Source organism: Gordonia gummivorans (assembly GCF_022513585.1).
Lineage (GTDB): Bacteria > Actinomycetota > Actinomycetes > Mycobacteriales > Mycobacteriaceae > Gordonia.
On sequence record NZ_JAKWBF010000004.1, the window covers coordinates 108196 to 128890 of the forward strand.

The 20695-nt window shown below is 66.0% G+C and carries 21 protein-coding genes; 8 read left to right on the forward strand and 13 right to left on the reverse strand.

Translation table 11 applies throughout. From position 1 onward, the window contains the following. Both MKW15_RS24375 and MKW15_RS24380 read right to left on the reverse strand, forming a co-directional pair. On the reverse strand, positions 1 to 486 hold the full coding sequence (locus MKW15_RS24375) for an arylsulfotransferase family protein (protein WP_276614612.1): 486 nt from the start codon (positions 484 to 486) through the stop codon (positions 1 to 3). Continuing rightward, positions 483 to 1199, reverse strand: a complete 717-nt coding sequence (locus MKW15_RS24380) for an arylsulfotransferase family protein (protein ID WP_276614613.1) — start codon at positions 1197 to 1199, stop codon at positions 483 to 485. Before MKW15_RS24380 ends, MKW15_RS24375 begins: the two co-directional genes overlap by 4 nt. Before the next feature lie 200 nt (positions 1200 to 1399). Between MKW15_RS24380 and MKW15_RS04700 the strand changes: the two genes are divergently transcribed. Beyond that, on the forward strand, positions 1400 to 2359 hold the full coding sequence (locus MKW15_RS04700; RefSeq protein ID WP_240856415.1) for an esterase/lipase family protein: 960 nt from the start codon (positions 1400 to 1402) through the stop codon (positions 2357 to 2359). Between the two features lie 185 nt (positions 2360 to 2544). Here MKW15_RS04700 and MKW15_RS04705 read toward each other — a convergent pair whose 3' ends face one another. After that, positions 2545 to 4062, reverse strand: coding sequence for a hypothetical protein (locus MKW15_RS04705; protein WP_240856416.1), 1518 nt, complete (start codon positions 4060 to 4062; stop codon positions 2545 to 2547). Positions 4063 to 4245: 183 nt separating this feature from the next. Between MKW15_RS04705 and MKW15_RS04710 the strand changes: the two genes are divergently transcribed. After that, positions 4246 to 5562 carry a family 1 glycosylhydrolase gene (locus tag MKW15_RS04710; RefSeq protein ID WP_240856417.1) on the forward strand — a complete coding sequence of 439 codons (1317 nt, stop codon included), beginning with the start codon at positions 4246 to 4248 and terminating at the stop codon, positions 5560 to 5562. Positions 5563 to 5571: 9 nt separating this feature from the next. Here MKW15_RS04710 and MKW15_RS04715 read toward each other — a convergent pair whose 3' ends face one another. Both MKW15_RS04715 and MKW15_RS04720 read right to left on the reverse strand, forming a co-directional pair. Continuing rightward, positions 5572 to 5892: an AzlD domain-containing protein gene (locus tag MKW15_RS04715; RefSeq protein WP_240856418.1), complete on the reverse strand. Its 321-nt coding sequence runs from the start codon at positions 5890 to 5892 to the stop codon at positions 5572 to 5574. Then, entirely contained in the window at positions 5889 to 6656 is a 768-nt protein-coding gene (locus MKW15_RS04720) for an AzlC family ABC transporter permease (RefSeq protein WP_240856419.1), read from the reverse strand. Before MKW15_RS04720 ends, MKW15_RS04715 begins: the two co-directional genes overlap by 4 nt. An 18-nt stretch (positions 6657 to 6674) precedes the next feature. On the opposite strand from MKW15_RS04720, the gene MKW15_RS04725 reads away from it, so the two are divergent. Together MKW15_RS04725 and MKW15_RS04730 are read left to right on the forward strand one after the other, a co-directional pair. Continuing rightward, complete coding sequence (locus tag MKW15_RS04725; RefSeq protein ID WP_240856420.1) at positions 6675 to 7283, forward strand: helix-turn-helix domain-containing protein; 609 nt, start codon at positions 6675 to 6677, stop codon at positions 7281 to 7283. A 275-nt stretch (positions 7284 to 7558) separates the two neighbouring features. After that, the gene (locus MKW15_RS04730) at positions 7559 to 9010 is read left to right on the forward strand and encodes a DEAD/DEAH box helicase (RefSeq protein ID WP_240856421.1); all 1452 of its coding nucleotides are present in this window, start codon (positions 7559 to 7561) and stop codon (positions 9008 to 9010) included. A 433-nt stretch (positions 9011 to 9443) separates the two neighbouring features. Here the strand turns inward: MKW15_RS04730 and MKW15_RS04735 are convergent, their stop codons facing one another. From MKW15_RS04735 to MKW15_RS04750, 4 genes are all read right to left on the reverse strand, one after another. Next, positions 9444 to 10250, reverse strand: coding sequence for a maleylpyruvate isomerase family mycothiol-dependent enzyme (locus MKW15_RS04735; protein ID WP_240856422.1), 807 nt, complete (start codon positions 10248 to 10250; stop codon positions 9444 to 9446). A gap of 120 nt (positions 10251 to 10370) precedes the next feature. Next, a complete protein-coding gene (locus tag MKW15_RS04740; protein WP_240856423.1) occupies positions 10371 to 10847 on the reverse strand; it encodes a hypothetical protein in 477 nt (158 codons plus the stop codon). A 17-nt stretch (positions 10848 to 10864) separates the two neighbouring features. Continuing rightward, the gene (locus MKW15_RS04745) at positions 10865 to 12424 is read right to left on the reverse strand and encodes a 4Fe-4S binding protein (RefSeq protein WP_240856424.1); all 1560 of its coding nucleotides are present in this window, start codon (positions 12422 to 12424) and stop codon (positions 10865 to 10867) included. Positions 12425 to 12457: 33 nt separating this feature from the next. Next, positions 12458 to 13462 (reverse strand): AurF N-oxygenase family protein, encoded by a 1005-nt coding sequence (locus tag MKW15_RS04750; RefSeq protein ID WP_240856425.1) that lies wholly within the window; start codon positions 13460 to 13462, stop codon positions 12458 to 12460. Between the two features lie 165 nt (positions 13463 to 13627). Here MKW15_RS04750 and MKW15_RS04755 point away from each other — a divergent pair, with 165 nt between their 5' ends. Beyond that, on the forward strand, positions 13628 to 15439 hold the full coding sequence (locus MKW15_RS04755; RefSeq protein WP_240856426.1) for a cation:proton antiporter: 1812 nt from the start codon (positions 13628 to 13630) through the stop codon (positions 15437 to 15439). A 600-nt stretch (positions 15440 to 16039) separates the two neighbouring features. Here MKW15_RS04755 and rpsR read toward each other — a convergent pair. The 4 genes from rpsR to rpmB are packed head-to-tail and all read right to left on the reverse strand — an operon-like array spanning position 16040 to position 17034. Next, complete coding sequence (gene rpsR / locus MKW15_RS04760; RefSeq protein WP_240856427.1) at positions 16040 to 16300, reverse strand: 30S ribosomal protein S18; 261 nt, start codon at positions 16298 to 16300, stop codon at positions 16040 to 16042. Positions 16301 to 16322: 22 nt separating this feature from the next. Next, positions 16323 to 16628: a 30S ribosomal protein S14 gene (rpsN, locus tag MKW15_RS04765; RefSeq protein WP_240856428.1), complete on the reverse strand. Its 306-nt coding sequence runs from the start codon at positions 16626 to 16628 to the stop codon at positions 16323 to 16325. Then, a complete protein-coding gene (gene rpmG, locus MKW15_RS04770) occupies positions 16628 to 16798 on the reverse strand; it encodes a 50S ribosomal protein L33 (protein ID WP_240856429.1) in 171 nt (56 codons plus the stop codon). The genes rpsN and rpmG overlap by 1 nt, the downstream gene beginning before the upstream one ends. Then, positions 16798 to 17034 carry a 50S ribosomal protein L28 gene (gene rpmB, locus MKW15_RS04775; protein WP_240856430.1) on the reverse strand — a complete coding sequence of 79 codons (237 nt, stop codon included), beginning with the start codon at positions 17032 to 17034 and terminating at the stop codon, positions 16798 to 16800. The genes rpmG and rpmB overlap by 1 nt, the downstream gene beginning before the upstream one ends. Positions 17035 to 17103: 69 nt before the next feature. On the opposite strand from rpmB, the gene mrf reads away from it, so the two are divergent. The 3 genes from mrf to MKW15_RS04790 all read left to right on the forward strand — a co-directional run bounded on the left by mrf (position 17104) and on the right by MKW15_RS04790 (position 20695). After that, positions 17104 to 18459, forward strand: a complete 1356-nt coding sequence (gene mrf, locus MKW15_RS04780; RefSeq protein ID WP_240856535.1) for a ribosome hibernation factor-recruiting GTPase MRF — start codon at positions 17104 to 17106, stop codon at positions 18457 to 18459. Next, positions 18456 to 18716: a type B 50S ribosomal protein L31 gene (locus tag MKW15_RS04785; protein ID WP_240856431.1), complete on the forward strand. Its 261-nt coding sequence runs from the start codon at positions 18456 to 18458 to the stop codon at positions 18714 to 18716. The genes mrf and MKW15_RS04785 overlap by 4 nt, the downstream gene beginning before the upstream one ends. A 422-nt stretch (positions 18717 to 19138) precedes the next feature. After that, positions 19139 to 20695: an FAD/NAD(P)-binding protein gene (locus MKW15_RS04790; RefSeq protein ID WP_374246207.1), complete on the forward strand. Its 1557-nt coding sequence runs from the start codon at positions 19139 to 19141 to the stop codon at positions 20693 to 20695.

Genomic DNA, 20695 nt, shown 5'->3' on the forward strand with positions numbered 1-20695 from the left:
TCACGGCCAGGTGTCGAGATATGCGCGGTAGGTGCCGATGGGTAGCGTCGCGTCGTAGACGAGTTGCCCGCTGGGGCTGAATTCGGAGATGTGCGGCGCAGTTCCCCGGCTGCCGAACGTGTTTCCGTTCGACAACCCCTGAGCGTTGCCGGTCGCGGCCGCCGACAATCCGGCTGGATGCCTCTGCGCCCGAACCAGATGCGCTGTCCGACGCTGCAGGTCGAGGCGAATCCACTTGATGCTCGACGTGCCCAACTGCTGGGTGCCGGTGATGTTGTTGTCGAAGACGCGGATGGTGTTCGGGCCGGCGTATTCGGCGTCGTGCTGGCCGTGCGTGGCCACACCCGCGCCCAGCTTGAGATCTGAATGTTTGCCGCCCAGACGCCAATTCACTTTGCCGCTCCGGATGTCCACGTTGTAGATCGCGCTCAGATTCCGGAACGAGAAGAGCAGGTTGCCCGACGGGTCGAGCACGATCGAGTTCATGTGGTACGGGTCGAAGGTGACCCGAGGACGGCGTTGCGCGGGTCGCCATACCGCAGCGCCGTCTCCGACACTGGGATGTGTGCGTGCGATGACCATTGCAGGACAACACGTTTGGTTGCGACGTCGATGACGGTGGCCACGCAGTCGAGGATGGTGCCGTTGCGCGGTCCGCCGACCGAACTCAGGTCGGCGGCGATCGGGACGTACGACGTGATGAGCGCCCGACCGTCCGGGGTCAACCGGAACTCGTGGACGTCGGACTTGAGGCGTCCGGGCGTCACGGTGGTGATCAGACGGCCGCGGGTGTCGGTGATGTAGTTGACGCCCTCGCCGTGCCCGCCACCGCCGCCGCCCTGCCACCAGGTGAGCACCTTGCGGCCCTGGTAGACCTGGGTGCGGAAGTTGGAGACGCTCTGGCCCTTCGGCGGGACGTAGCGCCACACCTCTTTGCCCGACTTGTCGACGATGATGTTGGCCTGCCCGAACTGGTCGAGCCCCGGGCCGCCGACGGTGAACGGCACCGCCGCGGCCAGGCCGCTGGTGTAGAAGATGTAGCCCGGCGCGCCGCCCGGTCTGTTGACCTGCACCGTGTAGGTGGGCGTTCCGAACGGCAGGGTCGGCAGCGCCGTGGCGTCCGGCGCGAGCAGAGCACTCACGCCGAAGACTCCGGCGAACAACAGCGCAATGCGCGCCACCAACGTTTGACGGTGCATGACGACCCCCTTCGAGACAGACGAATGCATGATTCGCCGCATCCGACGCCGGCGCATCGCGGACATGCCGGGCAAAGCGGATCAATCAGGGCGGTTGCTGCAGCTTCCGGAGTTGCGATCGGGCGGCACAAAACACCAGGTTTCCGCAGATTCGGTCAACCGTGCCACCTGCCAACCAAGCACTTGCTAGGTTCGGCGTCATGCCGTTGACCAAGCCTGCCTTCCGCCGCGCTGCTCTGAGCGCGCTCCTCGCTGCAGTTCTCGCGGGATCGTTCCTTGCCGCGGGCAATCTCCGCGCCGAACCGCTGCCGGTGACGTTCAACTTCTTCGCCGGCATCCCCGCCGAACTCGCGCATCCGGGCGGCTCGCTGCCAGGCTCCAACGACTTCGCGTGCAAACCGTCGTCGCGGCATCCCCGGCCGGTGGTGCTCGCGCACGGCACGGGCGGCTCCCAGCAGACCAACTGGGGAACCTACGTGCCGCTGCTCAAGAACGAGGGGTACTGCGTCTTCGCCCTGACCTACGGCGCGCCGACGTACCTGCCGTGGCCCGGCAGCGCCATCGGCGGCATGGGCACGATGGAGGACAGCGCGAAGCAGTTCAAGACGTTCGTCGACAAGGTGCTCCGCGCGACCGGGGCGTCGAAGTTCGACGTCGTGGGGCATTCGCAGGGGACCGTCGTGCCCGCGTACTACGCGAAATACCTTGGTGGGCGGAACAAGATCGGCAAGTATGTGTCGCTCGCCCCGGCCTGGAACGGGACGACGCTGGCGGGCACCGACCTCCTGCTGCCGTTCTGGCGCGGGTTGGGCGTCAGCGCAGAGCAGGTTCCGGTCTGCCATGCGTGCTTCCAACTCGATCCGCAGTCACCGTTCCTACGCAAGGTGCGCGCAGGGGGTTACTACCTCCCGAACGTGGAATACACCAACATCGCCACCCGCCACGACGAACTGATCGTCCCGTACTGGCTCGGTCTGCCGCCCGGCCGGAACACGCGCAACATCGTCGTCCAGGACGGATGCCCGGTCGACTACACCGAACACGCAGGCGTCGCGGGGTCGCGCCGGGCGGCGTACTTCGTACTCAACGCCCTCGACCCGCAACACCCACGTCCGGTCCCATGCGACCGCGCAGCGCCATTCACCGGTGCTGCATTCTGATTCGACGAGTCCCATCCGCTCCCTGAGCAGGCCTTCCACCCGCTCCCTGAGGTGTCCCCTTACGCTCCCTGAGGTGCGAGCGGAGCGAGCCTCGAAGGGGCCGGTGAGACGACAATGTCATCTCACCAACGGCTTCGAGGCTCGCGCCTCAGCCATCGACAGGGGCGCTCCTCCCGAGAACGCGCTCAGGTAGCCGCCGTGACCTGCTCGGTCGGCGTCGGACTTTCGCCGGCAGAGGAATCCGGTTTCGGAGCGACGGCGTTGCGGCCCGGTGCGGCGGCGAACTCGAAGGCGATGAGCACCAGGACGGCGATCACCGCGGTCCAGAACACCACCAGACCTGTGGGGAACTCCCAGAACACCAGGACCAGGCCGGCCGCCACCGCGATGGTCACCCGCACCGGGATGCGGATGCGCCACAGCGTCTGCTCGATGTTGTTGGGTTCGCGCTTGCCTCGGCCACCCATCAGAGCGGCGTGCCGGAACGCGTCTCGGGTCGCCGACGCCGTGCGCGACGGACCGCTGAAGAAGCTGATGATCGCGACGGCGAGCGCGATCACGGCAACCACGCGAAGCGGTACTCGCAGCGGATTGATGAGCGTGTCGAAGATGTAGGACGCCGCAGCCGGGGACAGCACGTCGGTCGGGATGGCGTGGAGGTAGAACGACCGTCCGATCAGCAGGCCTAGTGCCAGCGCGAACATGGCGATCAGGAGTGCGACCGCGACGGTCGTCACCATGGCGCGTCGTCGGCCTGCACCGACCAGGGCCACCGCCCCGATGGCGCATGCGAGCGCGATCCACGGCAACCAGGTGCCGGCGCGGTCGAGTGCGTGGAAAGTGTTCTGCGCCCGGGCAAGTGGCGCCGACTGGACGATGACGAATTCCTTGTTGATCGTGGGAATCCTTGCGGCGAGCGAGAATCCGCGTTGAACCAGCCTCTGCTTCACCTGATCGATGATGGGGCCGAGCTGGATACTGATCGTGCCCGCCTTGTCCATCTTGACCGCGGCGTTCTTCGGGTCGGCGCTCACGAGACCCAGAATGCGTTCCTGGGCACGCTTGTTCGCGTTGATCCACAACGTCTGGAAGTCGGGGGATCGGACGAACTCGCTGACCGTCTTGTTGATGTACGACGTTGCCTGCCCGGCGATGACCGGTGCCAGTCCGACGAAGGCCGCATCGATTCGAGGCCGGTCGGCCGGTGTCGCGTCGACGATCTTCTGCAGCGCGTCGCCGACCACCGCTTCGAGATTCAGCTGGTCGTTGATCGCGGTCGTGATGGAGGTGATCACCTGATCCTGAACCGCTGGATTCGCCGCGATCGGCGTCACCATCGCGACATAGCGGTCGGTGTTGATGATGTCGTTCTGGATGTAGCGGGTGACCACGCCGAGGATCGCCAAGAGGGCGCACACCACGACCAGGAAACCGGCGACGATGCGTCGGCCCAGGTGCCGGGGGAGTTTGTCGTCCTGTTTCGACTCGGCGTCGGTCTTCGCACGCAGCGACGCGACCTCCGCGCGCAGGCGCTCGAGTTCGGCACGTTCGTCGGCTTCTAGCTTGTTCAGCGGAGCGGTCACGACCGGTGTGGTCTTTGCGGGCTCAGGTGAGTCGCTGGTGATCTCGGTGGTAGGGGTCGCGTCGTCGGAGTCGGTACTCTCCGACGATGAATCGTCCGCGGGTGGTGGCTCGGTGGTCATGGCGCTCCTGTGGACTCAAGTGTCGCGAAAACCGTACTTCGTGGTGGTGCTCCGAACAGGTCGGTCGGAGAACATCACACAGACAATCGCACGTGCGACGGCGCGGGGCATCCCCCGTCACGTGTGAGATCGTCGCGTCGATTCGTCCGTCGGCGGCGTCGTCGATGGGGTAGAAATCCAGAGATGCGCCAGTTTCGAGTGTTCATGACGATGATCGTGTCGGTCGCACTCGCTGCGGCCATGCTGGTGCTGGTCGGCCCGACGCCCGCGCGCGCAGCGGTACCCGACCTCGGACCCGGGTTCCAGTTCGGCGTCGCACAGTCGGGATTCCAGTCCGAGGGCTACAACCGCGACTCCAACTGGTTGCGCTACGGCAAGCAGGGCAAGGTCGACCAACCGGTCGGGAGGGCGGTCGACTTCTTCCACCAGTATCGCGGCGACATCGCCCGCGCCAAGTCGCTCGGCGTCGGGATCTATCGGACGTCGATCGAGTGGTCGAGGGTGCAGCCCGCGCCCGGTCGTTACGATCCGGCGGGCTGGGCGTTCTATGACCGCGTGATCCGTGACGTCGTCGACTCCGGCATGCGACCGATGATCACGCTGAATCACTGGGTGCATCCCGGCTGGGAGGTGGATCGGGGCGGATGGAATCGGGCCGGGATGGCCGCCGATCTGGTCGCATTCGCCAACCGTGCGGTGAACCGGTACGCATGGGCCAATCCGCTCTGGATCACCTTCAACGAGCCGACCGAGTACGTGCGTCGCGAACTGATGTACGGCGGTGTGCGACCCGAGAATCTCGGCCGAATGGTCGACGGGATCATCGCGGCCCACCGCGCAATCTACCGTCACATCCACGCCGTGCAGCCGGGCGCGCAGGTGTCGTCGAACTTGGCGTACTTCCCGGTGCCGGGCGTCCAGTCGTGGTTGGAAAGTCTCTTCCCAGAACGACTTCGAGACACGCTGGACTTTGTTGGCGTAGACCATTACTACTCGTTCTCGGTGACCGATGCGTCGGTGGCATATGGCGCGACCGGTGAGTTCTGGAAGAGTTCGCAGGCGCCGGAGTCCATCTACTACGTCCTTCGTCATGTGGCGCAACGGTTTCCGGGGAAGCCGATCCGGGTGGTCGAGAACGGTCTGGCCACCGATCCGCGAGGTTGGCGAGCCGACGGATACCGTCGGGGCGATCATCTGCGCGACACCGTGTACTGGTTGCAACGCGCCAAGCAGGACGGTGTGCCGGTGGTTTCGTACAACTACTGGAGCCTGACGGACAACTACGAATGGGGTGACTTCGACGCGCGGTTCGGTCTGTACACCGTTGACGCACAGGGTGATCCGTCGCTGAAGCGCCATGCCACCGATGGCGTTGTCGCTTATCGTGCAATCACGGCCGCCCGCGGCGTTCCGGTGGGATACCGGCCCACCCGCATGCCTGTGCCCTGCTCGCTGGTCGCCGTTCCCGACAGCTGCACCCATCCAGCGGTGGTGCGCTGACCACGAGGGTCAGGGGAGTCCGAGCAGGCGTAGTCCAGCGGCTGTTGCGGCGGCCAGGATCACGACGACGGCGATCGGCGCCTTGCACAGCGCGGCTACGACGCCGACCCCGACACCCGCGGGCCGAGCCCAGCCGGCGAAATCGTGGTCGACGAACATCGTGCCGGTCACGGCGACGGCCACCAGCAGGACGATCGCGGCGCGGTCGAGAAGGGCCTCGGTGGCGGACGAGATCGTGATGCGGTTGCGCAGCGTCGGACCCGCGAGCCGGATGAGGTAGGTGCCAACAGCGAGCACCCCGACAGCAATTCCCAGAGCCCATCCGCTCATCGCAAACCCGCCTCGTCGACCTGTAGGAATTCTGTACCCCGGGGCTCTGCCGAGTGCACAGTGCACCCGACGACGCTCCCAGGTACAGATTTCGGCGGACGACGCAGCGCTTCGAGGGCGGCGAACCCGGCGAGTGCGCCGAGGATCGGCAGGCCAGCTGGGGTGAACGGCGTGAGCATAAGTGCGACAGCGCCGCCGACGAGTGCCGCAAGCAGGGTTCGACGATCACGCAACGCTGGGATCGCGAGTGCGGCCAGGAGTGCGGGGAAGGCGGCGTCGAGGCCGAGCGCCTCCGGCGACGCGATGACGCCGCCCATTGCGGCACCGATTGCCGCACCGGCCGGCCAGGCCACGAGAATGCCTGCGCCGCAGAGTAAAAACGCCGCGCGAGCCCGTCGGGGATCGCGTTCCGCAGTGGTCAGCGCCGCCGTCTCGTCGTTGATGAGGTGGGCTCGAATGAGCAGACCCCGACCGCCTGGCAGATGTTTGCCGACCGCCAGCCCGTAGCCGAAATTGCGTGTGTTGACCAGGATTCCGGCGAGTGCACCGAGAATGGGGGCGCCGCCGGCGGCAAGGATTCCGACAAAGACGAACTCCGACGACCCTGCCAGCACCACGGTCGCGATGCCGACGATCTGCCACCACGTCAGCCCCGCGCCATGGGCCGTGACGCCGTACGACGCGCCGATGACGAGAACCGACAGGCACATGACGGCCACCGCACGCACCGTCGAGCCGTCTAATGTTCTCCAAGCCGAACGCATGTCCACTATGATGAACACATGACACCTGTTCGTCAAGACGGACACTCGTTCAATGAACCGAACGACTCGCGCCGCGCGACCGCCGATCCCAAAGCGCTGGTCGCGGCGTCGCTCAAACGTGAGCGCACCAGGGCGGGGCTGTCGATCGGCGAACTCGCGCGACGTGCGGGTATTGGCAAGTCGACGTTGTCGCAGCTCGAGTCGGGCGACGGAAACCCCAGCGTGGAGACGTTGTGGGCCCTCTCGACTGCCCTCGGAATACAGTTCTCGGCACTGCTCGACTCGCCGACCCCGACCGTCGAGGTCATCCGCTTCGGCGGCGGTCCGGTGATTCCAGCAGCCGACGCCGACTACTCGGCGACGCTGCTCTCCACCGCGGCGCCCGGATCACGCCGGGACATGTATGTCATCCGGGCCGAACCCGGCAAGCCGCGGATATCGGCGCCGCATGCGCGGGGGATCGTCGAACATGTCGTGATCAGCGCAGGCCGCGCCCGACTCGGACCGACCGACGCACCGGAGGAACTCGGACCCGGTGACTACATCTCGTATCCGGGCGACGTGGAGCACGTTTTCGCGGCACTGGAGCCGGGCACGGTCGCGGTGATGCTGAGCGAAGCGTTCTGACGGCCAAAGGCGACGTGGGTCACAGAATTGGCCGTGCGACTACTAGACACGTAGGGTGGTCAGCGGTGACGCGCCCGATGGGCGACGTCAACGCGTCGTAGAACGCTGATTCGCAGCGCGGCCGCAGGACAAACAGACCCAGTCCGCAACCCGGCCCCTGCTCCACGACTTCGTACGGCGAACGGACCCGCACACCTGCGTGTTCGCCATCTGAGCACCTGAGATCGACCGGCAATGGCCGCGATCGGAGCGTGCCTCAACGCAGAAAGCAGTACATGACCACATTCGAATCCCTCGGTGTGCCCGCAGAACTGGTGAAAGTTCTTGCCGCCGAAGGTAAAACCGAAGCATTCCCGATTCAGGCCGACACCCTGGGCGACACCCTCGAGGGCAACGACGTCCTCGGTCGCGGAAAAACCGGCTCGGGTAAGACCCTCGCCTTCTCCATCCCGCTGGTCGCGGGTCTGGCCGAGTTGAAGGTCGCCCGCACCCCGGGCGCGCCGACCGGCCTGGTCCTGGCCCCGACCCGTGAGCTCGCAACGCAGATCGCGGGCGTCGTCGAACCGCTCGCGGCGGCCGTCGGCCTGCGCGTGACCACCGTGTTCGGTGGCGTCAAACAGGCCCGCCAGGAGCAGGCTTTCCGGCGTGGCGTCGATATCGTCGTCGCATGCCCGGGCCGTTTGGACGACCTGATGAAGCAGGGCATCGTGACGCTCGACGACGTGGAGATCACGGTCATCGACGAGGCCGACCACATGGCCGACCTCGGTTTCTTGCCGGTCGTCACCCGGATTCTGGCCGCGACTCCCGCCGACGGACAGCGCCTGCTGTTCTCGGCGACCCTCGACAACGGCGTCGACAAGCTCGTACGCCGCTTCCTCGACAACCCGGCGATGCATTCGGTCGACGAGGCCAATTCGCCGGTCGCGGCCATGACCCACCACGTCTTCGAGGTGTCCGCGAGCGACAAGGCGGCGCTGATCACCGAACTCGCGTCGGGCGCCGGGCGTCGAATCCTGTTCACCCGCACCAAGCATCACGCCAAGAAGCTTGCTCGCAAGCTGACCGAGGGTGGCATCCCGGCGGTGGACCTGCACGGCAATCTCAGTCAGCCCCAACGTGATCGGAACCTGGGCGCTTTCGGTTCCGGTGATGTGCGCGTGCTGGTCGCGACCGATGTCGCGGCCCGCGGCGTGCATGTCGACGACATCGAGCTCGTCGTGCACGTCGACCCGCCCGCCGAACACAAGGCGTACCTTCATCGTTCGGGCCGTACCGCTCGTGCGGGCAGCGCAGGCGACGTGGTGACGGTGTGCCTGCCCGACCAGCGGCGCGACGTCGCTGCTCTGCTGCGCAAGGCCAAGATCTCGGTGTCGCCGACCGTGGTGTCGCCGACCTCCGAGGCGGTCGGCGTCCTGGTCGGCGAGCGTGCCGCGCACGTCGCACCTGCGCCGGCGAAGGCTCCGCAGGCGCGCTCCCAGTCGGGCAAGTCCCAGCCGGGTAAGCAGCGTCGACGCGGTTCCGGCCGGTCACACTCGGGTGCCGGTGCGGCGGATGGTCGTCGCAGCGGTGCCGGGAATGCGCGCCGGACCGGACACACCGGCAGCGGACACGCAGGCGGCGGACACGCGGGCACCGGACACTCAGGTGGTGGCGCCCAGGGCGCGGCTCATCGTCGTGCCGGGCAGTCGCGCGGACGCCGACGCGCGGTGCGCGCAGCCGGCTGACCACGTCCATCCAAGCCAAGACGATCCGTTTGAAGTTGAGCCTGGAATCCGGACCCAACGTCGAACGGATGAGGCCTGTCACCAGACTCGTCGGATCAGCGGCCCACCCGCCGCCTGCGGCGGCGATCGTGGAGGCGGGAAGAGGGCCGTGGAGCGCGACGCGGCGACGATGATCCACGAAAAATAGGGGAAGAAACTCGTCCGCTACCCCTGGAGTCCTCCCCGCGAATTTTCTCGCGGACGACTCAACAAGCAGGGGCAGAAAGTAGGGGAAGAACCTTCCCCTACTTTCAGTGGTCCGGTGGCTCGCTGACGTGGCCTGTTCGCCTGCCCTTCGAGGTATCCCTCGGCTGGTGCCTCGGGCACCTCAGAGAGCGGTGGGGTGGTGGACGCTTATGTGCAGGTCAGAGCGCTAGTCACCGAACTCGTCGAATCAGGCAGGCAGAAACCGTTTGGCGAGTGCCGGAGCCAGCCAGGGTTTGCCACCCCAGGCGAAGGCCCGGCCCGTCACGCCCGCCCACATCGGTGAGCAACGACCGTAGCCGGCCAACAGCGCCGTGGTTGGCTCGACGCTGATGTGGACGTCGGTGGGCCGGGGGTCGGGCGGGTTGATCTCCAGATTTCCCGCGGTGAACTCGTAGATGAAGGATTCGTCGGAGCCGCGCAGGTGGATGTCGTAGGTGGCGAAGTGGCCGGCGCAGGCCGAAGCGTTCACCCAGCTCGGCAAGATCTGGTGTCGTCCGCGGGCGATCATCGCCGCCACCTCCGGGTCCACCGGCCATGGCGCGCGGACCGTGCGGGCGATGTCGTGTCCGTGCACCACGAACTCGCCGATGAGGATGCCCAGCGCCGCGTCGGCCCGGATCATCCGATCGCCGTCGAAGTGCATCTTGGGTACCTGCGCACCGAAGTGGGCGACCGCGTCGAGAAGCTCGTCGAGGTCGTCGAGCAGGGTTGCGACCAGGATCGGAATGTCGCGGCTGGTGAGGTTCGCGATCTGTTTCGCGTTGAAATCGGGCACGTCAGCGGCGTGGAACGACCAGTCGCCTACACCGCGGGCCAGGGCGAGGTAGCGGGCCGGTGCGGTCGAGACGTGTCCGACGCAATCGGCCACCGTCCAGCCGGGGGTTGCCGAGAGTCGGGCTTCGGGATCGGTGACCGAACTGACGAGTGCGGCGAACTGGGCTGCCGTCGCACGGGCAGCGTCGATGTAATCGAATCTCGAGTACATCTGCGTCATCGGTGGGTCCCCCACATGGGGGACGAGATTACTCCCGGAGGCCGGGGTGTGCGAGGCATCGAATCCGGGTCGTCACCAAACTGAGTTGATCCGTGATCAGATGCGCTGTGGCAGTACAGGTCAGGGATTCTTCGCGCCGACGATCGCCGCACGGACGGCTTCCTGGCACGCCGTGCCATCGGGTGCGCCGACCCCGATGTGGAGACTGCCCGGCTGAGCATCCGCGCCGAAACCGGTGACCGAGAAGCCGTCGTCGGACGTCGGACCCAGCTGCTGCATCGAGGCACGGGCGAGCGGCACCGACAGCGCACTGGTACCGCGTTGTGCGCCCGACACCACGACGATCAGGTGTGTCGGATGCAGAACCACCAGCGTCTGGTGCTCGGAATCGGGATCGACGGCGTTGGCTCGCCGCCCGAACAGCTTGCCGAAAAACGTCGTCGACGGCGGATTGATGCTCCGGGTGATCCAGGCCGGCAGATCGTCGGTGATCTGCAACTGATGTGACTTGGCGTGCTCGCGAAGAGCGGTCGCCATGCCGGGAGCCAGGTCGGTCAGGTCGGCGTGTGTGGTGGTGCGCTGGTATGCCGCTGCCATGGCCCCAGCGTAGATGCCTACCGCGCGAGGAGTCTGCGACGACGAGTCGCAGCGGGTGCCCCGAGTGCCCCGGACTCCAGATCGGCGATCAGCGCGGCGACGGTCTCGGCGGAGTCGGTCTTGTTGGTCCCGATGAAGCCCGACGGTCCGCGTTTGATCCAGCCGGTTACATACATGCCGGTCAGCGGGTCGTCGCCGTCGTACACGCGTCCCGAGCGATGGCTGATGGTTCCGGTCGATTCGTCGAACGGCAGACCCGGAACGGGCCGCCCACGGTAACCCACCGAGGTCAGCACCAGGCTGGTGTCGACAGTGATCGTCGCGCCGGTCGGCTCGACACCTCCGTCTGCGGTGGCCCGATTGCGGCCGAGGACGACGCCGGTGGCCACGCCCTTCGACGAGGTGATGACCTCGAGCGGCGAGGAGAAGAAGGCCAGCCGGATATGTCGTTCGGCGGGTAGGCCACGATCGGCGATCTCGCGCAACAGGTTCAGCTTCGCCGTGTCGGTCGCGTCGCGTGGGATCTGGGGGTCGAGGTGGTCGAGGTCAGCGGGGTCGACGGCCACCGGGACGCCGGAGTCGACGAGTCCGACCAGTTCGGGCAGCGTGAACGCCGCATGTTCGGGGCCGCGTCGACCCGCGACAATCACTTCCTGCACCTGCGAGGTCCGCAGTGCACGCAGGGCCCGACGCGAAATCGTGGTGTGCGCCAGTGCGTCGGGGTCCGAGACCAGGATGCGGGCGACATCCAGTGCCACGTTCCCGTTGCCGATGACGAGAGCGCTCTCGCCATCCAGGTCCAGACATTTCCCGTCGCTTCGCTCGCCCCGGTCGAGGTCGGCGAAATCGGGATGGTCGTTGTACCAGCCGACAAACGACGTCGCGCTGGCAACGCCGGGCGCGTCGATGCCGGGGATGTCGAGACGCTTGTCGGTGGGTGCGCCGCCGGCCCAGATGACCGCATGATGCCGTGCGCGCAGCTCGTCGAGCGTGATGTCGCGTCCGACCTGCGTGTTCAGCAGGATGTCGAGCCGGGGGTTGGCCGCGACGTCGTCGAAGAGCCGCATCACCGTGCGGGTGGCCAGGTGATCGGGTGCGACGCCGTATCGAGCCAGGCCGAACGGTTTGTCGAGGCGCTCGTAGATGGTGACCGAGATGCTGGGGTGGCGCAGCAGTTCGTCGGCGGCGTACATGGCCGACGGTCCCGATCCGACGATCCCGACCGTGACATCGCCGTCGACGGCGATCCTACGCGGCTGGTCGATGGGCGCGAGAGGCAACCGCATCGCGGGATCGACGGGGAATCGTGCGCCGACGTCCATCGGATCGGCGTAGGCGGCCGCGTTGATGTCGGCGAACCGCTCCTGGCCTTCCGGCAGGCGGTGGCCGGGAACGATCGCGCCGACAGGGCACGCGCTTACGCAGGCGCCGCAGTCGACACACGTCGACGGGTCGATGTAGAGCATCTCGGCAATGCCGAAATCGGGCTCTTCGGGTGTGGGGTGAATGCAGTTGACCGGGCATGCGTAGACGCACGAGGCGTCACCGCAGCACGCCTGCGTTACGACATGAGGCATGAGTTTGCTTGCTGGGTAGGCGGATTGGTCGAATCAGGCTGCGGTGTAGATGGGTTCGCTGCGGAACCGCGACGACCGGCCGTCGATTCCCAGCACGCGCCAGACCAACCGGGAGATCGGGTTCATCAGGCCGCATTGTTCGGCCAGCATCCGCACGTCGCCGAAGACGTTGCGGCGCACACGCTTGGACTCTCCGGAACGCCAGAAGATGTCCTTCATCACCTCGCGGGGCACGTCGAACTCCTTGGCGAAGGAGCGCGGTGGAACCATGATGGCGCCGAGCAGGATTCGCATCGTGAGGGGGAACATCAACGACAGCGCGAACCGCTGGATGCGGCCCTTACCCGGAACGGTGGCGCGCAAGTGGTTGTGCGCGAACGAGATGTGCCGGGCCTCCTCGGCGACGTGTAGCTGCATCACCGCTGCCATTGCCGGGTGCAGGTTCGAGCGGGTGCGCAGGAAGTCCTTCTGCAAGTGGTCGATCGGCTCCTCGCCACCGAGGACGCCGAAGAAGAAAATGCTCGGGAACGTCGTCGACGCCAGGGGGACCAGCGGCGAGATCAGCCGGTAGCCGACCTTGGCGCCGGGAACGTCCATGCCGATGCGGTTGACCAGTTCCTGAAACATCAGGGTGTGGTTGCACTCTTCCTTGGACTCGTGCGTCGTGTAGCGGAATCGCTTGTCGCCGTTGGAGAGTTTGAAGCTGTACTGCATGAGACCGCGGATCAGGATGGACTCGAACTGCAGTCCCACCTTGGCCACGTTGGCCTGGCGCCACATGCCGATCTTGATCTGCTTGTCCTGCGGCAGGTTCTGGTACCAGGGGTGGCGACCGATGGGGTCCACGTCGTAGGAGAGGATCCACCGCGGATCGTTCTCGACGACCGCCATGTGCGGTGCGTCCCAGTCGATGTCGAGGTACGGATCGAAATTGCGGTGCACCGACGCGGACGACAGGTCGTCGAGGACCTGGGCGTAGTCATCTGCAGCGATGGACTTGTCATGTTCGGGCACGTAACGCACGGCGGCGTCGGTCATCGTCCTCGCCTCTCTCGTCGTCGACGCGACCGAGAGTCGCGTCAGGTGTGTGGGTTGCGAAACTATGTCCAGCGGGGCTATTTGTCAACATTCAATGTCACATTCGCTGATGGCACGGGGTGTCATCGGGTTATCCCGACGCGGCGATGGACGATGATGGTCTCCATGGAGCATGTCCTGCTGGTGGTCCTTGCTGTGCTCGCGATCGCGGCCGTGCACGAACTGGCCCCTCGAGTGCACGTCGCACCCGCGCTGGTGCTGGTCGTATTCGGCGCCGTGATCGGGGTGATGCCCGGCGTGCCCGAGGTCGAGATCGATCCCGAATGGATCCTCGTCGGTGTGCTGCCGCCACTGCTCTACGCTGCGGCCGTCTCGATGCCGACCATGGATTTCCGACGGGACTTCGGGACCATCAGCGCGCTCTCGGTGGTGCTCGTCGTGATCAGTTCCGTTGCGCTCGGGTTCTTCTTCTACTGGCTGATTCCCGGCATCGGTCTCGCCGCGGGTATCGCGCTCGGCGCGATCGTGAGTCCGACCGACGCCGTGGCCACCGCGATCGCGAAACGCATGGGCGCGCCGTCGCGGGTGACGGCGGTGCTGGAAGGCGAGAGCATGCTCAACGACGCCACCGCCCTGGTGCTGCTGCGCTCGGCGATGGCGGCGATCTCGATGAGTGTGTCGTTCGGCGGCGTCGTCCTCGGTTTCGCGTGGGCGGTGGTGGGCGCGGTGATCATCGGCAGCGTCGTCGGGGTGCTCAATCTGCTTGTGCGATCGCGGGTCTCGGATGCGACGGTGAACACCGCGATCTCCTTCACCGCGCCCTACCTGGCGTATCTGCCGGCCGAGCACTTCGAGGCGTCGGGCCTGGTCGCCGCGGTCACCGCCGGCCTGATCACCGGTGCCGGCGCGGCGCGCTACCTGACGCCGCAGCACCGGCTCTCCGACACCCAGAACTGGCACACCGTCGAGCTGATCCTGGAAGGCGGGGTGTTTCTGCTGATGGGTCTGGAGTTGTTCGCGCTGATCCAAGACGTGGAGAGGCACCACGAAGGGGTGATGCGCGCGGTGTGGATCGGACTGGCCGCGCTGGCGGTGACGCTGCTCATCCGAGCGTTGTATGTCACACCGCTGGCCTGGCTGCTGAATCGGGCGGCGAAACGCGGGTTGGCGGTGCGCCCATACCTGGAGACGATGAACGACAACATCACCTCACATGCGAAGACGCAGCGATTGTCGGCGCAGTCGGCGTCGGGTGCCACGTCGTCGGGCAAGCGACGACGCCAGAAGGTCGACCGCCGGCTGCGACGCGCACTGTCCGGTCGAAAAGGGGCAGGCGAACCAGCTGACGTATCGCAGCTCGGACCCGAGACCGCGCGGCTCTACAGTTTGCGCATTCGTCGCCAGATCGCGGACATCGACTACTACCTCGCCGCTCCGTTGGGCCCCAAGGAGGGCACGCTCGTCGTGTGGGCGGGAATGCGCGGCGTCGTGACGGTGGCGGCGGCACAGACGCTGGACCCGGACACGCACTACCGCTCGCTGCTGGTGCTCATCGCCTTTGTGGTGGCTGCGGCGTCGCTTCTGTTGCAGTCGGGCACCCTACCGTGGCTGATCAGGAAGCTCGGGGTCGCCGACAAGCCCGAGGAACTCGCCGCCGAGCACGACCGCCTGCGCGCCGACCTGAACAAGACCGCGCAACGTGTGATGACCGAATCCGATGCGGTGCAACGATTCCCGTGGCTGCGCGCCCGGATCGAGCAGATGGAACGGGAATCCGACGAGGACGAGGACGCCACCGGCAGCGCTCTGGACTACCGCGCGAGTTTCGAGAAGACCCGACGCGCGATCATCGAAGCCCAACGCCGCACCCTGCTCGCGTTGCGCAAACAGGGCACCTACTCGTCGGCCCTTCTCACCCGCGAACTCAAGCAACTCGATGCCGAGGAGATCAGTCTCGACATGCGGACGGAGGATTGACTGGCCGCCGACAGCCGGAGATCACGGGTGGCCAGAAACCGCTGGTGTACATCGGGTTTCTAACTGAACACACGATTTATGGCATCGCGACGCGTCGCGATCACAAAGACCTCACAAATGAGGTCCATGTCGCAGCCCTGCTCCGACGATCCAGGTCGTTGGCTGACGGTCGTGAGCCCGGAGACCTGGTGGCACGCGCGCTTTCCCCTAGATTTCGCGGTCGGGTCGCTGGCGTTTCTCCCCGATTCGGGGGTTGGCAACCGAACTCGCCGAGTCAGCGACCCACCCGCCACCTGCGGCGGCGACCCTGGAGGTGGGAAGAGCGACGCCGTCCGAAGCGTCCCAAGAAAGTAGGGGAAGAAACTCGTCCCCTATTCTTGGAGCCCTCCCCGCGAATTTTCTCGCGGGCGACTCAACAAGCAGGGGCAGAAAGTAGGGGAAGAACCTTCCCCTACTTTCAGTGGTCCGGTGGCTCGCTGACGTGGCCTGTTCGCCTGCCCTTCGAGGCATCCCTCGGCTGGCGTCTCGGGCACCTCGGAGAGCGGTGGGGTGGTGGACGCTTATGCGCAGGTCAGAGCCCTGTTCGCCTAACTCGTCGAGTCAGCGATTGCTGCCGTAGGGCAGCAGCGCCATTTCTCGTGCGTTGCGAATCGCGGTGGCCACCTGGCGTTGCTCCTGGGGTGACAATCCGGTGACTCGTCGGCTGCGGATCTTGCCTCGATCGGAGAGGAAGGTGCGCAGCAGGGAGACGTTCTTGTAGTCCACCGGGTTGCGACCGTCCACCTTGATTCCCTGTGCGGTCAGTTGATTACGCGCCTTGCGGGCGGGTTCGGCCGCGCGTCGGCGAGAGGGTTTGGGCATCGATGGCTCCTGAGATCGGCTGTTACCAGCTGGATTTGTGGATTCCGGGCAGCTCGCCGCGGTGGGCCAGTTCACGGAACCGGACCCGTGAGACCCCGGCCTTCCCGATGTATCCGCGGGGGCGGCCGTCGATGGCGTCGCGGTTGCGCAATCGGGTGGGGCTGGCGTTGCGGGGGAGTGCCTGCAGTTCGCTCTGCGCACGACGACGGTCGGCGGCGGGCAACGATATGTCGGCGATGGTGCGTTTGAGGGCAGCGCGACGCTCCGCGTGGCGGGCGACGATCACCTTGCGCTGCTCGTTGCGAATCACCTTGGACTTCTTGGCCATCAGCGTTCCTCCCGGAATTCCACGTGGCGACGGACAACGGGGTCGTATTTCTTCAACGTCATGCGGTCGGGATCGTTGCGCCGATTCTTGCGCGTCACATAGGTGTATCCCGTTCCGGCAGTTGACTTCAGCTTGACGATGGGGCGAATCTCGCTTCCGCGCGCGGCCATCAGATCTTCTCCCCGCGGGCGCGAATACCGGCCACCACGGACTCGATGCCCTGGCGGTCGATGGTGCGCAACCCTTTGGTGCTGACGCGCAAGGTGATGTAGCGGTTCTCGCTCGGCAGGTAGAACCGCCGACGTTGGATGTTGGGGTTCCAGCGACGACGAGTTCGCCTGTGCGAGTGCGAGACCCGATTACCGAAGCCGGGTGAGCGGCCGGTGACCTGGCAGTGTGCGGACACGAGCACTCCTTTTTTGTTGGCAATGATTTCCAATTACTGTCAGGACACGGTAGCGTGGTCGACGTGCAAATGGAAATTGTTCCCAATAGCCGGACGCCGGTGATCCTGGTTTCCGGGCTCGACCGTGACGGCGTTGCCCGCGTGAGCGACTCGCTTGCGACGCCAGGAACGACGCTGATCCACCACGACCTGCGATCGCTGAACTCCGGCGCAGTCATTCGAACGGTGCGCTCGGTGGACCCCGACGGCACCGACCGTCAACAGTCCACTCTCGTGCAACTCGAGCACGGATGTGCGTCGTGCACGCTGCGCTTCGACCTCCTGCCGCTGCTTCGTCAGCTGCATCGGCGCACCAGCGTGAATCGCATTGTCCTGGAACTCGACTCCACCCTGGAACCCGAGGTGATCAGCGAGGCCATCGACACCGTGATGATCACGGACATGCCCGGTTTCGTCGACGGGCCGGCCGGCCTGGATGTCGACATCCACGCGACGGTGGTCTGTGTCGCAGAGGCCGATTGGCTCGACGCGGCGACCGGCGACATCACGCTGGGCGAAGCGGGCCTGCTGAATCGCGAACCATCGATCGGCGACGACGTCCCGGAATCGGAGATGATTTCGGTCGAGTACGACGACGATCGGACGCTCGCGCAGGTGGCCGTGGGTCAGGTCGCGTTCGCCGATGCCCTCGTGGTGTCCGCCGCCGATCCGGCTGTGCGCGACAACTGGGCATCGGCACGTTTGATGGCCGTCCTCACGAGGTTGGCGCCCAAGGCGCCTATCATTCTGGAACTCCCGCAACGGCCGATGTCGTCGTCGCATGCGACAAGCCTGCTGCAGGCCATACAGCCGGGTGCTCGCCGCGGTCGGGTGAGCGGTCCGCACAGTCCGCTCCTCGTCGGCGAACCGCCGCTGGATTCCGAGTGTGGTGTGCAGATCGTCGAGTTCCATTCCGATCGGCCCTTCCATCCCGAACGACTGCACGAAGCGCTCGACGCCCTGCTCGACGGTGTGGTGTGTTCGCGGGCGCGGGTGTGGTTGGCGACGCGGCCCGACCACATGTTCTGGCTCGAATCCGCCGGTGGCGCCCTGCGGGTCAGCGAGGCGGGCCGGTGGCTGGTCGCGACGCCGGTCGACGAACTGGCCGGCGTCGACGCCCAGTGGCGCGCGATGGCGGCGCTGCGCTGGGACGACACCCATGGAGACCGGCACTCGTCGATGGTCGCGCTCGTCCACCGGGCCGACCCGATCGAGATACAGGAAGCGCTCCGCGACGCCTGCCTGACCGACGCCGAGATGGCTGAGGGGCCGCAGGCTTGGCTCAGTTATTCCGACCCGTTCGGTGTCGTCCACAACGACCCCTGCGAACCCGATGAACGCGATGCCGACGAGTCGACGAGCATCGCCCGAGAGGACCGACGATGAAGAAGGGTGTTCACCCGGAATACCACCCGGTGGTCTTCCGCGACGCCAACACCGGCGACGAATTCATGACCCGATCGACCGCGACCTCGTCGTCGACCGTGGAGTGGAGCGATGGTGAGACCTACCCACTCATCGTGGTGGAGATCTCATCGAAGTCGCATCCGTTCTGGACCGGCAGGGCGCGGGTGCTCGACCGGGAAGGCCGCGTCGAACGCTTCCGTCGGAAGTACGCTGACCTGGGTCGAAACGCCGGATGAAAGCCATCTGTCGCGTGTCGTCTGATTGAGTGGTTGTGATCGCCGGTCGGATTTCTACGGGTTAGAGTTGTCGCACCAAGTTCCCGCCTCTCACCTGGAGGACCGATGTGCGGTCAGGCTAGCCCGTCCGGCGCCGTGCACGCGATCGTCCCAGTTCGATTGAGTGTCACCGGACACCCGAGGACACTGGGGTGAGCGCGCCACGAGGGCCGCACGATCCGCGTGGCCCGCAAGGTCCGACGCGGATCGTGCCTGCCTCCTCTCCTCCGGGCGGGCCGCCGCCTCCCGGTCCACCACCGCGATACCCCGGTCGGCCGGGTGGACCACCTCCGGGACCGGGTTTTCCGCCGCCTCCTCCAGGTCAACGAGCACCCGGTCCGCCGCCGAGGTCTGGGGCACCGCAGCCAGCTGCACGTGGTCAGGTGCAGACCGTCGGCGGTGACCTGACACCGGAGCTCATCGACTCCGACGTCTGGACCGACCAGATGGTCGAGCTCGCCGGGATTCCGGTTGTCGACGTGCCTTTCGTGACGGTCGGATCGGGTATCGGCTCCTTTGTCACGGTCGACTACCTCCGCATTTGTGGCGTCCCGCTGGACCGGATCGCGGTGCTCGGTCCGCAGGATGTGCCGTGGCACAGCTACGAATACCTGACGCGGGTGTCGCAGATCCCGCGCGGTGAGCGGCTGCGCTCGGACTCCGCCTCGACGCCGGACAACATCTGGGGATTCCCGTCGTATGCGGTGCGGGAAGCGTGGAACGACAAGAAGATCGGGCCGCTGTGGAACGTGCTGACCGAGCCGATCTTCTCGAACTACTACACGCCCAAGGCCGGGCACGCATTCGAGTCGATGGAGAAAGAGTGCAACCGGATCGGCTACCTGAATTGCCTGCATCGCGGACAGGTTCGGATGATCCGACGCCGGGCCGGTGGCGGCTACTTCACGATTCTCACACCGCCGCAAGGAACTTCGCCCACCAAGCGCGTCGCGTTCCGCAGCCAGTGGGTTCACGTGGCCATCGGCTACCCGGGTATCAAACTGCTGCCCGACCTACAGGCATTCCGTGAGAAGTACCGCGACGCAAGCAAGGTCGTCAACGCCTACGAGCCGCACGAACACATTTACCAGTCCCTCCAGCGCAAGCCCGGCACGGTGATGATCCGCGGTGCCGGTATCGTCGCATCGCGTGTCCTGCAGCGGCTCATCGACGACCGCGACAAGTACGGCCTGCAGACCCAGATCGTGCATCTGTTCCGCAGCTACGTCGACAAAGCGCACGGACCGCACATCTTCATGCGGCGCAAAGGCAAGGACGGATGGGCCTACCAGGGCTTCAACTATCCGAAATCGGTGTGGGGTGGCCAACTCAAGGCGCGCATGCGCAAACTCGAGGGCCACGAACGCGCCGAGGCGTACAAGCAGATGGGCGGCACCAACACTCCGGTGCGCGACGACTGGCAGGAGCAACTCAAACGCGGACGCTCCGAGGGCTGGTATCGCGTCGCGGTGGGCAAGGCCGAGAGTCTGGTCCCGGCCCAGGGCGGTCAGGGCGTGATGGCGACGGTGCGCGTCGACCCGCACGCACCGATCGAACAGCAACACCGGCCGGACGGGACCTTCGAGCTGTACGCCGATTACGTGATCGACTGCACCGGACTGGAAGCCGACGTCCGCGAGCATCGGCTACTCGCCGATCTCCTCGACCACACCGGCGCCGGCATCAACCCGGTCGGTCGCATGGATGTCGAACGGGACTTCGAGCTCAAGGGCACGCGCAATGGCAGCGGGAAGATCTATGCCTCGGGCAGTGCGACTCTCGGTGGGTACTTCCCGGGCGTCGACACCTTCCTCGGGCTGCAGATCGCGGCCCTCGAGATCGTCGATGATCTTGCCAAGCAGGGCTTTTGCAAGCGGCTCGGACCGGGCAGATCGATGCGGCAGTGGTGGCGCTGGGTGAATCACAAGGGGGTGGACTGA

Excerpts from the sequence above, each read along its gene's own strand:
- MKW15_RS24375 (WP_276614612.1), bottom strand. The coding sequence starts at position 486 with ATGAACTCGATCGTGCTCGACCCGTCGGGCAACCTGCTCTTCTCGTTC.
- MKW15_RS24380 (WP_276614613.1), bottom strand. The coding sequence starts at position 1,199 with ATGCACCGTCAAACGTTGGTGGCGCGCATTGCGCTGTTGTTCGCCGGA.
- MKW15_RS04700 (WP_240856415.1), top strand. The coding sequence starts at position 1,400 with ATGCCGTTGACCAAGCCTGCCTTCCGCCGCGCTGCTCTGAGCGCGCTC.
- MKW15_RS04705 (WP_240856416.1), bottom strand. The coding sequence starts at position 4,062 with ATGACCACCGAGCCACCACCCGCGGACGATTCATCGTCGGAGAGTACC.
- MKW15_RS04710 (WP_240856417.1), top strand. The coding sequence starts at position 4,246 with ATGCGCCAGTTTCGAGTGTTCATGACGATGATCGTGTCGGTCGCACTC.
- MKW15_RS04715 (WP_240856418.1), bottom strand. The coding sequence starts at position 5,892 with ATGAGCGGATGGGCTCTGGGAATTGCTGTCGGGGTGCTCGCTGTTGGC.
- MKW15_RS04720 (WP_240856419.1), bottom strand. The coding sequence starts at position 6,656 with ATGCGTTCGGCTTGGAGAACATTAGACGGCTCGACGGTGCGTGCGGTG.
- MKW15_RS04725 (WP_240856420.1), top strand. The coding sequence starts at position 6,675 with ATGACACCTGTTCGTCAAGACGGACACTCGTTCAATGAACCGAACGAC.
- MKW15_RS04730 (WP_240856421.1), top strand. The coding sequence starts at position 7,559 with ATGACCACATTCGAATCCCTCGGTGTGCCCGCAGAACTGGTGAAAGTT.
- MKW15_RS04735 (WP_240856422.1), bottom strand. The coding sequence starts at position 10,250 with ATGACGCAGATGTACTCGAGATTCGATTACATCGACGCTGCCCGTGCG.
- MKW15_RS04740 (WP_240856423.1), bottom strand. The coding sequence starts at position 10,847 with ATGGCAGCGGCATACCAGCGCACCACCACACACGCCGACCTGACCGAC.
- MKW15_RS04745 (WP_240856424.1), bottom strand. The coding sequence starts at position 12,424 with ATGCCTCATGTCGTAACGCAGGCGTGCTGCGGTGACGCCTCGTGCGTC.
- MKW15_RS04750 (WP_240856425.1), bottom strand. The coding sequence starts at position 13,462 with ATGACCGACGCCGCCGTGCGTTACGTGCCCGAACATGACAAGTCCATC.
- MKW15_RS04755 (WP_240856426.1), top strand. The coding sequence starts at position 13,628 with ATGGAGCATGTCCTGCTGGTGGTCCTTGCTGTGCTCGCGATCGCGGCC.
- rpsR (WP_240856427.1), bottom strand. The coding sequence starts at position 16,300 with ATGCCCAAACCCTCTCGCCGACGCGCGGCCGAACCCGCCCGCAAGGCG.
- rpsN (WP_240856428.1), bottom strand. The coding sequence starts at position 16,628 with ATGGCCAAGAAGTCCAAGGTGATTCGCAACGAGCAGCGCAAGGTGATC.
- rpmG (WP_240856429.1), bottom strand. The coding sequence starts at position 16,798 with ATGGCCGCGCGCGGAAGCGAGATTCGCCCCATCGTCAAGCTGAAGTCA.
- mrf (WP_240856535.1), top strand. The coding sequence starts at position 17,104 with ATGGAAATTGTTCCCAATAGCCGGACGCCGGTGATCCTGGTTTCCGGG.
- MKW15_RS04785 (WP_240856431.1), top strand. The coding sequence starts at position 18,456 with ATGAAGAAGGGTGTTCACCCGGAATACCACCCGGTGGTCTTCCGCGAC.